Origin of the sequence: Mesorhizobium sp. M1182 (assembly GCF_040318335.1) — a bacterium.
Lineage (GTDB): Bacteria > Pseudomonadota > Alphaproteobacteria > Rhizobiales > Rhizobiaceae > Mesorhizobium.
Genome location: NZ_JAMYMD010000005.1, coordinates 219,376 through 232,425, shown reverse-complemented (window position 1 = coordinate 232,425; position 13,050 = coordinate 219,376). Strand labels below are relative to the sequence as shown.

Genomic DNA, 13,050 nt, shown 5'->3' with positions numbered 1-13,050 from the left:
CATCATGACCTTCAAGCTAAGTGCGCTGTCTCTCGCGCACCTCAAGGGCGTTCATCCCGACCTAGTGAAGGTTGTCATGCGCGCCATCGAAATCACCCCGGTCGACTTCGTGGTCGGCGAGGGTCTCCGCTCCAAAGAACAGCAAGCCAAGAACGTCGCCAAGGGCGTCTCGACCACCATGCGCTCCCGTCACCTCGACGGCCATGCGGTTGACATCCTACCCATCGCGAACGGCAAGCCGACCTACGACTGGAAGTTCTATTTCCCGTTGGCCAAGGTCTTCAAACAGGCCGCGCTCGACGTCAAAATACCGGTCGAATGGGGTGGTGACTGGAAGACATTCAAGGACGGCCCGCACTGGCAGTTGCCATGGGCAAAGTATCCGTAAACCGCAGCAAGCGCAGGACCTCTAAGTTCTGGCTTGCCGTCACCCTGGCTCTGTCCTTCATCGCCCTCTTCAGTTGCATCTGGAGGGGCCTTGAGACGGCTGCTGTGGGGATCACAGTGATGATTCCGGCAGTCTACGGAGCCTACGTTGGTGTCGGACACATGGACCTCAGGCAGGCCATGCTCGACACCTCAGAGGAGCCTCATGATACCTAAGGTCTACGGCTGGCTTGCCGGTCTGGCAGCCCTCCTGATCCTCATCGGCGTGATCTACGGCAAAGGCCGCATCGACGCCAACCACAAGCAGGAACTCGCTCAGCTCACCGAGACATTGGAGCTGACGAAGTCGACATTGGCCACCGAGAAAGTGGCCCGACAGAACGACACCATCCTCGCCACCGAAGCTGCCAAACGGCAGAACGTCCTCAAGCTCAAGATAGGCAACCTCAACGACTATGTGGAAACGCTCGAAGTCACTGGTGCTGTGTGCCTTGATGGCACTGACACTGAGCGGCTGCGCGACCTCTGGTAGGTTCGCCGCCCCCAACTACCCGGAACTCCCGGCCGATCTCCGCATCTGCTTCAACACCATTGTCGCCCCGCCTGCGGTTGGTCCCATGCCGAAGAAGCGCGTCATGCTTCTGATCGGGGCCTTCAAGGCCTCAGAGACCGAGAAGACCGACTGTGGCAAGCGCCTCATCGCCTTCTACGACAACCTCGCAACCCGATCAGGAACGTAATGTCCGCATTCAAATCCGCCTTCGCTGCCGCTCGCAAGTCAGGCAAGAAGGTCTTCACATGGGAAGGCAAGCGCTACACCACTAAGCTGGCCGCATCGACCCCCAAGACCGCCCCGAGGCCGACGCCTAAGCCGGCCCAGGCTGCCCCTGCTGCTGCCGCTGTGAAGAGGCCCCGGCCTCTCGCCGCCGCCAAGACTGCTGCCCCCGCAGCGGCAGCCGCATCACCGTCCCCGCAGTATCGGGGAACCTCAAAGGTCGCAGCCCCGGCAGCCCCAGCGGCAGCCCCTAGTGCTCCGGCTAAGAAGTCCCTTGGCATCGTCCCGACGGGCACCACCAAGTCGACGGGCCTAATCAAGGCCGTCCGTTCAGCCCTCGGCACCGACCGCAATGCTGGCATCAACGCCCAGCTCGACCGGATCGAGGCAGCCAAGAAGAAGAGCATCGGCGGCAACGCCCGCTCTGGTCTCCGCATCACCGCCCGATAACCTAAAGTGTCCGAAGTTTGTAGCATTCTTCGGACACCTCTCTCCCGTTCCAAGTTCTGTGAATGTCACACCGCTCTTTAGCCGGTGACAACAAGGAACCAAGGAAGTCTCACCAGACGATTACTTGGCGACCCTCCAACAGTGACTGAGGTCATTGAAGCAGGATAATCCCCAACAGTCATCCAGTGCTGCTCCGAGGCCCACACAAACCTCAGAACAAACACGGGAAATACCTATACTATGGCAAACGGCGTAGTCTCTAACCTCGGTCAGGCCAATGGCGCTGGCGCTCTTGACGCAAACTTCGTCAAGGTCGCAACCGGGGAAATCCTCACCGCCTTCACTCAGACGGTCGAGTTCGCGGACAAGCACATGGTCCGCAACATCTCCAACGGCAAGTCCGCTTCGTTCCCGGTCACGGGTCGCACGAGCGGCGCTCGCTATCACACCCCGGGCACGGAAGTCCTCGGCACGGTCGCCAAGTTCAACGAGCGGGTCATCACCATCGACGATCTGCTCCTGACCGACTACTTCACCGCCAACATCTACGAGGCGATGAACCACTTCGACACGCGTTCGGAAATGACCAAGCAGCTCGGCGAAGAGCTGGCCCAGGCATATGACCGCAACGTCGCTCGTACCGCTATCCTGACCTCGCGCGGCGCTGCCGTTCTCGACGGTCTTCCGGGTGGTGGCTCGATCACCAACGCAGCTCTCCTCACGGACAGCAACGTCATGGCCGCTGCATTCTTCGACGCGGCTGCGATCCTCGACGGCAAGTACATCCCCGCAGGCGACCGCTACGGTTTCCTGAAGCCGGTCCAGTACTACGCCCTGTCCCAGAACACCAAGGTGATCAACAAGGATTGGGATGGCCGTGGTTCGTATGCGGACGGCAAGGTCGTCAAGATCGCCGACATCCCGCTGATCAAGTCGATCAACCTCCCGAACGGCACGTCCGTCGTGGATGGCCCGACCAAGTACCAGGGCGTGTTCACGAACACCGCTGGCCTGATCATGCACAAGGGCCTGATGGGCACCGTGAAGCTGCTCGATGTCGCAATCGAGAGCGAATACATGGTCTCGCGTCAGGGCACCCTGATCGTCGCGAAGTATGCAGTCGGCCACGGCGGCCTGCGTCCTGAGTGCGGTCTCGAACTGAAGACGGCCTAATCGTCGTTTGAAGGTCGGGTTGGCATACGCGAAGCCCTGTCCTCCGCTGCATCGGCCTCGCGCAGCTTGGCATTCGCCTGTGCCCTAAGTTCCGACCTTTCGGGTTCGGACGCTTTGGACGCTTGCTCGTTCAGTTTATCGGCTTGCTTGGCCAATCTTTCGGCCTCTTGGGTCTGATAATTCGGCATAGGTCCTCCTTGCGAGAACCATGAATGTAGCCCCTAACCTCGCACAACACTACCCAGCCGGGGTCCCTAACGGGGCTCCGGTTTTTTTCGTTTAGCCCCCCACCCCACACTCTGGAGACCTGATGGCCAGTGGCCTAACACCATTCACAGAGCTTGAGGCGATCAACGAAATCCTGGCGACCGGCAGCGAAAGCCCCGTGTCCACGCTGGATGAGAACACCGTGATCGACGCCTCGCTCGCCATGAACACCCTCCGAGCTACCTCAGTCGAGGTCCAGACGCGCGGGTGGAACTTCAACACCGAGAACAACCTCGTCATCGCCCCCGACCAAGACGGCACCGTCGTCCTTCCTAGGAACACCCTCGGGGTCGATACAGTCGGCGAAACGGCCAGCATCAACGCAGTCCAGCGTGGCCTTAGGCTCTATAACGAGACCGACAAGACCTATTTCTGGACGGCTGCCCCCACGGTGACCCTCGTGGTTGCCCTGGCGTTCGAAGAGCTGCCCTCGACGGCCCGCCTCTACATCACCATTCGGGCTGCTCGGAAGTACCAAGACCGCTACTTCGGCGACACCGCCTCTCACTCCTATTCCGCTGCCGACGAGTCCGAAGCCAAGTCCACGATGATGGATGAGGAGCTGCGCTCGACCGGCCCGAACATGCTCAACAGCCAGTTCGCTCGGGACCTTCAAAGTCGCGTCTAATGGGTAAGATTTCCGGGACTATCCCCAACTTCGCGAATGGGGTCAGCCAGCAAGCTGTTGCCCTTCGCCTCGCCTCACAGGGCGATTTCCAGCTCAACGCCTACTCGACCGTTGTGGACGGCCTGAAGAAGCGCCCGCCGACGCAGCGACGTGCCTCTCTGGGTGGCGGCTTCGACGGCCCCACCCACACACACATGATCAACCGTGACGCCTCCGAGCGCTACGAGGTCATCATGTCTTCGGCCGGCATCCGCGTCTTCGGGCTGTCTGATGGCGCTGAGCGTATCGTCAACAAGCCTGACGGCATCGGCTATCTCAGCTACGCCCCAGGTCCCCTCAAGCCGCCCTACAGGACGGTCACGAACGGCGACTTTACGTTCATCACGAACAGCACCAAGGTAACCTCCAAGGACGCAGCCATCATCGAGCCAGTCTCGCCCAGCGAGGCCCTGGTACACGTCATGGCCGGCAACTACGGCAAGAACTACAAGATCATGATCAATGGTGCTGTGGTCGCTTGGTATCGCACCCCTGACGGCACGAACTCCCACCAGTCCCCCGCTGTCGACACCGCCTTCATAGCCCGCAGGCTCGCTACCGGCGAAACCGTGGCGATGGAGAAGACAGACGCCGACCAAGAGAATGGCGGCTGGGGCTGGAAGGAAACTGACACCAACCTCGCTGCGAACGGCATCAACGCCGCCGCCGGCTGGACCGTGAAGGTCACCCGAGGCACCCTCTACATCAAGAAGGACGATGGCACCGCGTTCTCCATCGGGATCGAGGACGGCTACAACGGCTTCGCCATGAAGGCTGTCCAGAACACCGTGCAGGACTTCACCGATCTGCCGGCCTTCTGCGAGAGCGGTATGGCGATCAACGTCACAGGCTCCGTGGGCACCCAGTACGACGACTACTTCGTCAGGTTCGGCAAGCAGTCTCCGAGTGACCCTGTAAGCACCCCCGGCGTCTGGCGCGAGATTGCCAAGCCGGGCATGTCGATTGCCTTTGACGCGTCAACCATGCCCCACGTCCTCGTGCGTGAGGAAGATGGCACCTTCACCTTCCGCAAGGCGGTGTGGGATCAGCGCAAGGCCGGCGACGAGAACACCTGCCCGTCCCCATCCTTCGTCGGCAAGACGATCAACGATGTCTTCTTCTTCAAGAACCGCCTTGGTTTCCTGTCGGAAGAGAACGTCATTCTGTCCCGCCACGGCAGCTACTACAACTACTGGCGCGCCACGGCCACGGCTCTGCTCGACGACGATCCGATTGACGTCGCTGCGGTCGAGAGCGGTGTGTCGATCCTGCGCTCGGCACTGAGCTACGCCGACATGCTCGTCATGTTCGCCGACCAGATGCAGTTCACCCTCAAGGGCAATGAGCTGCTGACCCCGAAGACAGCATCGATCCGTCCGGTCACCTCTTACTCGGCATCCTCCACAGCCCGACCGGTGCAAGCCGGCGATGTGGTGTTCTTCCCTGTCGACCGTGGACAGTTCTCTATGGTCCGCGAGTTCAACGTCGATCAGAACACCGGAGCAGCCACCGCAGAGGACGTCACGGGCCATGTGCCCCAATACCTCCCAGGTGCGGTGACCAAGCTCATAGCCTCGACCCACGAGGATATACTTGTGGCTCAGTGCGATGGGCAGCTGGATACTCTGTACGTCTACAAATACTATTGGAACGAGAACAAGAAGCTCCAGGCTTCGTGGTCTCAGTGGACGTTCCCTGGCGTGGACAAGGTCCTCGACATGGGCTTCATCGGCTCCCAGCTCATCCTCGTCCTCCTTCGGGGCGAAGAGGCGTTCCTTGAGGTGATGGATGTTCAGCCCGGTGGGGTGGACGATTTCGCCACCTTCGTCTGTCACCTCGACCGACGCTTCAAGGTGGAAGCAGACCGGCTCTATGACTCCTTCGATGCGTACGCCAACACGACGACAGTGTTCGTGCCCTTCGACGTGGCCAACGACTACATCTGCGTGACTGCCGGCTCCTCGACCTCGGTCATGAACCCCGGCCTGCAGATTGCCATCCTCGCCACCTCACCAACCTCGGTCACTCTAAGCGGCGATCTGAGGGGCATACCGCTGTACTTCGGCGTCCTCTACTCCATGCGCTACGACCTCTCGACGATCTACCTTCGTCAGCAGAGTGCGCAGGGCGGAACGAGCGTCATCACCGAGGGACGGCTACAGCTCCTCCAGCTCCTGATCCTGTTCTCCAAGACCGCCTACTTCAAGGTCGAGGTGACAACCATGTCTGGGGATGTCCGCACCTATGTCACCAACGGTCGCCTTATGGGTGACCCTGAGAACCGTGTCGACCGGGTCCACCTCAGCGACGGGAACATCCGCGTCCCGATCTTGAGCAAGAACGACCGGGTGAAGATCAGCGTCGTCAACGACAGCTACCTCCCCTGCTCCCTCCTCTCCGCTGAGTGGGTGGCCAACTACGTCCCGAAATCGAAGAGGATTTGATGATCACAATACGCAGGGCCAAGGTGTCCGACGCTATATCCTTGGCCCCGCGTTTGCGGTCAGCAGACAGAGACGAATGCAAGGCAGCCCTGGGCATGGAGCCTAGGATCGTTCTGCCGCTCCTCGTTCAGGGCGACTGCGTATGGGCTGGGGTCGACCAGCACCGTGAGGTCTTTGGCCTCTTCGGGATCGACCCAGTCAAGGGCATGGACCATCTAGGCATCGTCTGGATGGTCACGAGCCCCGACATCTTCAAGCACCGCCGAGACCTCCTGAAGCTGGCCCCTGAGTGGCTCGATAGGCTTCACCATGTCCGGCCGCTGCTTGGCAACCACATAGACGCGCGAAACACCACGCACATCCGCTGGCTCAAACGAATGGGGTTCTCCTTCCTGAGGACCCATCCTGAGTACGGCGTGGAGAAGCGTCCCTTCCACGAATTTGCAAGACTGAGATAAAGCCCATGTGCCCAGCTATCCTGAGCGTGGCTGTCTCTGCGTTCGGATCGATCCTCGGATACGCCGGCCAGCAGCAGCAGTACGAAGCTCAGCAGGAAATGTACCACAACAACCGCGATGCCGCGAACAAGGCAGCCGCGAATAGCTTCGCCTCGATCCAGAACCGCCAGCTCCAAGATGATGCTGCCTCGGGCCAGGAGCTTCAGAACCTAAACATCGAAGCGGTGAAGGGTCGGGCAACTGCCTCCGTCGCGGCCGGTGAAGCCGGCGTTATGGGTCTCTCCGTCGACGGCCTGATCGCTGACTACTACGGCCAGCAGGGTCGATACGAGCGAACCCTAGCCAACAACGCTCAGATGAACGCCAGTGCCCTAAGGGACCAGATGGACAGCACCAGGGCGACAGCCGAGGGGCGCATCAACTCCGTCGACCAGGGCCAGAGGCCGTCATTCGCCGACGCGGCAATCCGCATCCTCGGCTCGGGCGTAGACGCCTGGACCCAATTCAAATCCAAAGGATAACCAATGGCTCAAGGCCGCGTACAAGTTGACGAGCTGCGGTCTGACATCCGGCTCCAGCCTGCCCAGAATATAACCGACACATACGTCGCCCCACCTCGCCCACCGGAGGATCAGAACCTAGCCCGCCTAGTGGACGCGCTGGGTTCCTTCTCGGGCTCCCTCGGCCGCTACGCTGCGGTCACTCAGGACAAGTCAAAGTCCAATGAGCTGGAGCTGATGGCAGCCCAGAAGAAGTTCTCGGGCATGACCATCGACGAGCAGCGCAGGGCTGTTGAGGGTGGCCAGATGCCGGCCTACGCCAACGACTTCGTCCAGAAGGGCATGGGTTCCCTGTGGGGCTCATCCTATGGCCAGAGCCGCGCGGCTGAGCTGCAGAACACCCTCAACACGACCCACGACTGGACTGGCGATCCCGACCAGCTGTACGCCGAGGCCATCAAGGCCGACATGGAGAAGTACGGCAACGATCCCAACTTCGTCGCACAGTACCTCCGTCAGATGGACCAGGGACGTCAGCAGGCTCAGGGCGTGGTCGAGGGCCGGAAGGTCGACGCCTTCAACAAGGACCAGCTCGGTGCAGCCTTCGCAGGGTTCGACACCGTCATCAACGCTGGCATCCAGAACGGCCGAGACCCTGACGACATCGCCAAGGATGTCATGGGCAGCTATGCCTCGCTCGGCAAGGATGGTGTCCTTGGTGTCGACTTCGACAAGCTCGATCAGGAACGCCTGAACGCAGCCGCACGTCGGGCCGAGACGCAGCCTGAGGTGGCCCTAGCGCTCATCTCTGCGACCCGTAAGGGCCGTGGCGGCGCAACTACCTCGCTCGCCCAAGATCCAGTCCAGCGCGACCGCATCCTGCAAATCCAGGAAGTTGCCCGCAAGGCGATTGGCAAGAAGGCAGAGGGAGTATTCCTCGACGGAGTGGCAGCCCAGAACGCTGAACTCATGGCCACTGGAAATCTCGATGGCATTGAGGAGCGGCGCTATACCTCACCGATCACTGGCGAGGAGAAGGTCATCACGGCTGACAGCCAGCGCGACGATGTCATCTACCGCTACATGAAGACCAGCGCCCAGATCGCCGAGAAGAACCGGGAGACCGGGACTGAACGGATGTCTCGTGAGCTTCGCATCTTCCGAATGGGCAACAAGAACGACCCCGAGCTGGAGAAGCAAGTCTCTGGCATCTTCCAGATGGCGAACGCCGGCATCAGCCAGGACCCCGAGGCTGAGAAGAAGCTGGTCAGCAAGCTCGAAGCCTACAAGTGGCTCCGCAACGAAAGCACCCAGTCCCTCCTGTCCCACGCTAAGGACGAGAAGGACCGCGACTTCGCCGAGACCTATCTGGCCGGTCAGCAGTACCTCGGCATGGACAGCTCGGAAGCCATCAACTTCGCCACAAGGGCCACCAAGATCAGCTCTGAGGGACTGCCAGGCATATCGCCTAAGCAGCACGAACAGGTCCGCTCGGCGGTCAACAGCCTGGGCTCCAAGCCGGGTTGGTTCTGGGGCACAAACGACACCAAGCCCGCCAATTCCGCGGTGGCCGAGCAGCGGGTCACACAGCTCGCTCTGGGCATCATGAACGCCAATGGCGTCCCAATGGACAAGGCGATCACCATGGCCTCTGAGGCGGTCAAGGCGACCTCTACAACGTACAACGGTGTCCTGCTCGATCTGCAGGGCATGCACGTTCCTGACAACTTCTCTGAGGTCTTGGACGAGCAGCTCGGCGACTACGCCAAGAACCGTCCCCTCGTGATGCAGCGCAACGGCCTCTCCCAGAGCGACCTTGCAGTTCTTCCCGCAGGCGGCGGCACGAGTGGACCTTCAGGGGGCCGCTTCATCGTCGTCGAGAAGGACACTCTCAGCCCGGTCCTCGACGACCAGGGCGACATGTCGTTCGTCACCACGGGTCAGGTCCGCCAGCGCGGCGCGATCAAGGAGAACGAGCGTAAGACCAAGGTGCTGCGAGACAGCGCCGTGGAGAGTGGTGCAGCCTCCAAGGGCTACACCCGACTGCCAGCAGTATCCGGCGAGACCGGGTGGCTGAACGGCAAGACCGGCGAGATCATGAAGTTCGACTTCCCTGATGGGGCATCAGCTCCAGTCTGGAAGTCGACCGGCAGACGCATCTCTTCCCCGCTCTCCAATCGATAAACCCCAGACCCTCAGGCTAACCCCTGGGGGTCCCAATTCACCAAAGGAGCCCCATGAGGCTGACAGAAGCTCAAGTCGTCGCTGGCCTTATCAAGCGCGGCGTACCTACCCACGTCGCCCAGGGCGTTGCGATGAACTTCCGCGACGAGAGCGGCTTTGATACGGGCATAGTTGGCGACAACGGCAACGCTATCGGGCTCGCCCAGTGGAATGGTCAGAGGATGGCCAACCTAGAGAGCTTCGCTGCCTCTCAGGGCAAGTCTGTCGACGACGGAAACACGCAGCTCGACTTCTTCATGAAGGAGAACGAAGGCCCCGAGGCAGCAGCATGGGCGAAAGTCATGGCGGCACCCTCGGCTAAGACCGCTGCGGTCGCCTTCGTGAACCACTGGGAGCGCCCTCGGGCTGACCTTGGTGCTGCACGTGCGGCCAAGTACAACAGCGGCTCCGCTCCTGATCTCAGCTCGGCAGCCATGGAGATTCCCGAGGGTCCCGCTAAGCAGGTCCAGTTGCCCGACCCGGTCGCTCCCTCGCTATGGCAGACCACCAAGGACGCCGTCGCGACCAACGTCACCAACCCCTTCGCCGGCCGTACGGACACCAAGGAAGACCCAGGCTTCGTACTGACACCTGACCGTATTAAGGCTGACTTCGAAGCTCGTGGCCTCCCGGTCGACGAGACCAATCAGGACTACATCAGCACAAGCCACTCTGAGGCCCACTATCAGGAGAACCTCAACGCAGCCTCGGTCAACAACGACAGGCTCGTCCGGCTGAGCCAAGCAGGCATGACCGGGGCTGCCCTGCAGATCACCGCTCAGATGCTCGATCCCATCGCCCTAGGCACGGACATCGTGGTTGGTTCAGTCCTTCCCGAGCTGGTTCTGGCCAAACGTGGCTACCGCATTGGACGTGTCCTGGCGGGTGCCGTTGGCGGTGGCTTGGGTGCCGTGGCGTCGGAAGGCGTCAAGGAAGAGTTCAACCCGAACCACCACAAGGCTGACGTCTTCTATGGCGCAGTCATGGGCATTGGCGTCGGCGGTCTGGCCGGTGGTCTTATGCGCAACGCTGACACTATCGCTGAAGGTGCCATGATCCAGCGCGCCGCGCAGCGTCAGGTCGCCTCCTACGAGGACAGCGTGTCAGGCTCGGCAATCAACGCCGGCTCCGTCGGTGCAGCCAAGAACCCACTCAACGACACCTTCCTCAAGGATGGAGCGTTCGAGTTCCTCGACATCAAGGACATGCAGCAGACCGCCTTCGGGAAAGCCCGAGTGTCCCTTTCGGCATACCTAAACACCTCCAAGAATGTCGTCACGCGTGGCCTAGCTGGTCTCGTTCAGGACGGCGTGGGCAAGAAGGGTGGCATGGTCAACGCCATCGCCGCGTCCGAGGACAAGGACCGTCTGGTCACCTACTTCTCGACCAACCTGGGCCGCGTGGCTCACCCCCAGCTCAAGGCTTGGATCAAGGAGAAGGGCATTGGCGCCAAGGCACGGCTGTCTGGCCGCGCTGAGCATGACTTTGGTGTCGAGATCAACAAGTACCTGTTCGACAAGGGCACCGACCGAGCAACCCGCTATCCCAAGTCTGTGGTCATCACAGCCAAGCGGATGCAGGAGCTGTATCACGAGACCCTCGGGCTCATGAAGAACCCCTTCGAACGCGAGGGAATGGTCGGTCGTCCCGTGGCCGGCGCTCTCGACATCAAGGCTGACGCCAACTGGTCTGGTCCCCGATACTGGGACGATCAGCGCCTCATCCTGGCCCACAGCGACTACGCTGACGGGACCATCGAGCGGCTAATTGAGGGTTCCATCAAGTCGGCCCAGGCTGACATTGAACCGGGCCTAGCGACCCGCCTCGCGGCTGGCTTCACCAAGGCCATCATCGGCCGCGCCCACGGTCTCGAAGCAATGGCCCACGGCAATGTCGGTCTCGAAGACATGGAAGAGCTGGTCCAGACCCTCATGAACCATGGCGGTCTCGCCCGTGAAGACGCCGACGCACTGCTCAAGTCCTTCAAGACGCCCAAGAGCGATGCCGGCCGCGATGCACCTTTGAAGCGCCGCATGCTCCTCGACGAGACCTACAAGCTGGAAGGTGCCAACGCGCCGATGACCAAGCTGGGCACTGTCGACGAGAAGGGCCTGAGCGTCATGGACCTCCTATCGCAGGACGCAATCGGCAACTTCAACCGCTACATCCGTCCCACCTCGGGTCGCGTGGCGCTGTCCCGATACCGCTTCAAGGACCCTGTGTCCGGCGAGCTGCTGGTCAACGGCATCACCAGCGATGGTGAGTGGCGTCAGCTCATCGACAAGACGATCCAGAAGAACGCCGACCTCATCAAGGCTGGGCAGATCACCGAGGCCGAGGGTAAGGCCGACATCAAGCGCCTCAACTTCGCCTATAGCTCGATCATGGGCCGTCCGGTCAACGACGCCGAGAACACGGCCTTTGGGCACTGGGGCCGACTGATCCGCAAGTTCAACTTCGCGCGCATCATGAACCAAGTTGGCTTCGCTCAGGTCTCGGAGGTCGGGATGCCGATAGCTCACCTCGGCGTGAAGGCTTCCTTCTCCCAGATGCCAGCCTTCAGGCGCGTAGCTAACATGGACGGTGAGAGCATTCTCAGGTCTGGCTTGGCCGACGACATCGAAGTCTGGTCAGGGTTTGGTGGCGAGCGCCTGACGGCGTCCGCAGAGTACCGCTTCGACGACCTGACTGGCATCCACGATGCACCCTCAGGCAACTGGAGAGACAAGGCTGAGCATGCCCTGAACGTGGCCGGAAGGTTCACTTCGGAGACCTCAGGCCTGACCACTGCCAACATCGCCCTCAACAGGTGGGCGGCGGCCTCCATCGTCCAGCGCTTCGCCGACATGGCGCACGGTGGCAAGCTGTTCAGCGGGGCTCGGTTCGCCGACCTCGGTCTCGATCCGGCCATGACCAAGCGCGTCCTCGCGGCGTTCAAGGAACCAGGCAACTTCGAGTACACGACTGGCCTGCTCACCAAGAAGAAGGTCGCCCGCGCACACTTCGCTAAGTGGAAGGACAAAGAGGCAGCCGAAGCCTTCCGTCAGGCAGCCTATCGCCTGGGCACGACGGTGATCCAGAAGAACGACATCGGCAACATGGCTATGTGGATGTCTCATCCAGCCGCCAAGCTGCTCATGCAGTTCCGCTCGTTTGTGGTTGGTGCCTACGAGAAGAACACCCTCAAGTCGATGCACATGCGTGATCCGGTTGCCGCCAAGGCACTGGCCGCGTCCATGGGCTTCGCCGGCCTCTCCTACGTCATCCAATCCAAGATCGCCTCAATCGGGCGTTCGGACAGGGATGCCTACCTTGAAGAGAGGCTGGGCTGGGACAAGATCGGCGAGGCCGCGTTCGCAAGGGCCGGCGCGTCGTCAATCATTCCTATGCTCATCGACACCGGAGCCTACTTCACCGGGCAGAACGCGCTGTTCAGCCACACCCGCACCACCGGTCAGGCAAGCAACATGATGTTCGGCAACCCTACGACGGGTGGCTTGGACGACATAGCGCAGGCCTTCCGTGGCATCGCCGGTTTGGCCGAGGATCGCGCATGGTCTCAGGAGGAAGCTCGGGCGCTCGCTCGGGTCCTTCCATTCGGCAACTCGCTGCCCGTCACCACTGCCGTCAGCGCCATGGTTGGGAACCTCCCACGGTTCGCTCCACGCGACAGCAAATAGCTCCACCAACGGTCACCTAAGCAGGC

General features: G+C 61.2%; 11 protein-coding genes. All 11 read left to right on the top strand.

Features of this window, described 5'->3' with window-relative positions:
- Positions 1–4 precede the first annotated feature (4 nt).
- The 11 genes from NKH33_RS09605 (at position 5) to NKH33_RS09555 (ending at position 13,024) form a co-directional block, all read left to right on the top strand.
- On the top strand, positions 5–388 hold the full coding sequence (locus NKH33_RS09605) for a M15 family metallopeptidase (RefSeq protein WP_352919114.1): 384 nt from the start codon (positions 5–7) through the stop codon (positions 386–388).
- Between the two features lie 204 nt (positions 389–592).
- A complete protein-coding gene (locus NKH33_RS09600; RefSeq protein ID WP_352704370.1) occupies positions 593–919 on the top strand; it encodes a hypothetical protein in 327 nt (108 codons plus the stop codon).
- Entirely contained in the window at positions 882–1,127 is a 246-nt protein-coding gene (locus tag NKH33_RS09595) for a CUB domain-containing protein (RefSeq protein ID WP_352919112.1), read from the top strand. Before NKH33_RS09600 ends, NKH33_RS09595 begins: the two co-directional genes overlap by 38 nt.
- Positions 1,127–1,612, top strand: coding sequence for a hypothetical protein (locus NKH33_RS09590; RefSeq protein ID WP_352919110.1), 486 nt, complete (start codon positions 1,127–1,129; stop codon positions 1,610–1,612). The genes NKH33_RS09595 and NKH33_RS09590 overlap by 1 nt, the downstream gene beginning before the upstream one ends.
- Positions 1,613–1,852: 240 nt before the next feature.
- Entirely contained in the window at positions 1,853–2,785 is a 933-nt protein-coding gene (locus NKH33_RS09585; RefSeq protein WP_352919108.1) for a major capsid protein, read from the top strand.
- Between the two features lie 310 nt (positions 2,786–3,095).
- Positions 3,096–3,680 (top strand): phage tail tubular protein A, encoded by a 585-nt coding sequence (locus NKH33_RS09580; protein WP_352919106.1) that lies wholly within the window; start codon positions 3,096–3,098, stop codon positions 3,678–3,680.
- On the top strand, positions 3,680–6,163 hold the full coding sequence (locus NKH33_RS09575) for a phage nozzle protein (protein ID WP_352919104.1): 2,484 nt from the start codon (positions 3,680–3,682) through the stop codon (positions 6,161–6,163). Before NKH33_RS09580 ends, NKH33_RS09575 begins: the two co-directional genes overlap by 1 nt.
- A complete protein-coding gene (locus NKH33_RS09570; protein ID WP_352919102.1) occupies positions 6,163–6,621 on the top strand; it encodes a phage protein Gp13 family protein in 459 nt (152 codons plus the stop codon). The genes NKH33_RS09575 and NKH33_RS09570 overlap by 1 nt, the downstream gene beginning before the upstream one ends.
- Positions 6,622–6,626: 5 nt before the next feature.
- The gene (locus tag NKH33_RS09565; RefSeq protein ID WP_352919100.1) at positions 6,627–7,142 is read left to right on the top strand and encodes a virion core protein, T7 gp14 family; all 516 of its coding nucleotides are present in this window, start codon (positions 6,627–6,629) and stop codon (positions 7,140–7,142) included.
- A gap of 129 nt (positions 7,143–7,271) precedes the next feature.
- Positions 7,272–9,305, top strand: a complete 2,034-nt coding sequence (locus tag NKH33_RS09560; RefSeq protein WP_352919098.1) for a hypothetical protein — start codon at positions 7,272–7,274, stop codon at positions 9,303–9,305.
- Positions 9,306–9,358: 53 nt separating this feature from the next.
- Entirely contained in the window at positions 9,359–13,024 is a 3,666-nt protein-coding gene (locus NKH33_RS09555) for a phage tail tip lysozyme (protein WP_352919096.1), read from the top strand.
- The last annotated feature ends 26 nt before the right edge of the window (positions 13,025–13,050 follow it).

Excerpts from the sequence above, each read along its gene's own strand:
- NKH33_RS09590 (WP_352919110.1), top strand. The coding sequence starts at position 1,127 with ATGTCCGCATTCAAATCCGCCTTCGCTGCCGCTCGCAAGTCAGGCAAG.
- NKH33_RS09570 (WP_352919102.1), top strand. The coding sequence starts at position 6,163 with ATGATCACAATACGCAGGGCCAAGGTGTCCGACGCTATATCCTTGGCC.
- NKH33_RS09580 (WP_352919106.1), top strand. The coding sequence starts at position 3,096 with ATGGCCAGTGGCCTAACACCATTCACAGAGCTTGAGGCGATCAACGAA.
- NKH33_RS09575 (WP_352919104.1), top strand. The coding sequence starts at position 3,680 with ATGGGTAAGATTTCCGGGACTATCCCCAACTTCGCGAATGGGGTCAGC.
- NKH33_RS09605 (WP_352919114.1), top strand. The coding sequence starts at position 5 with ATGACCTTCAAGCTAAGTGCGCTGTCTCTCGCGCACCTCAAGGGCGTT.
- NKH33_RS09595 (WP_352919112.1), top strand. The coding sequence starts at position 882 with ATGGCACTGACACTGAGCGGCTGCGCGACCTCTGGTAGGTTCGCCGCC.
- NKH33_RS09585 (WP_352919108.1), top strand. The coding sequence starts at position 1,853 with ATGGCAAACGGCGTAGTCTCTAACCTCGGTCAGGCCAATGGCGCTGGC.
- NKH33_RS09565 (WP_352919100.1), top strand. The coding sequence starts at position 6,627 with ATGTGCCCAGCTATCCTGAGCGTGGCTGTCTCTGCGTTCGGATCGATC.
- NKH33_RS09600 (WP_352704370.1), top strand. The coding sequence starts at position 593 with ATGATACCTAAGGTCTACGGCTGGCTTGCCGGTCTGGCAGCCCTCCTG.
- NKH33_RS09555 (WP_352919096.1), top strand. The coding sequence starts at position 9,359 with ATGAGGCTGACAGAAGCTCAAGTCGTCGCTGGCCTTATCAAGCGCGGC.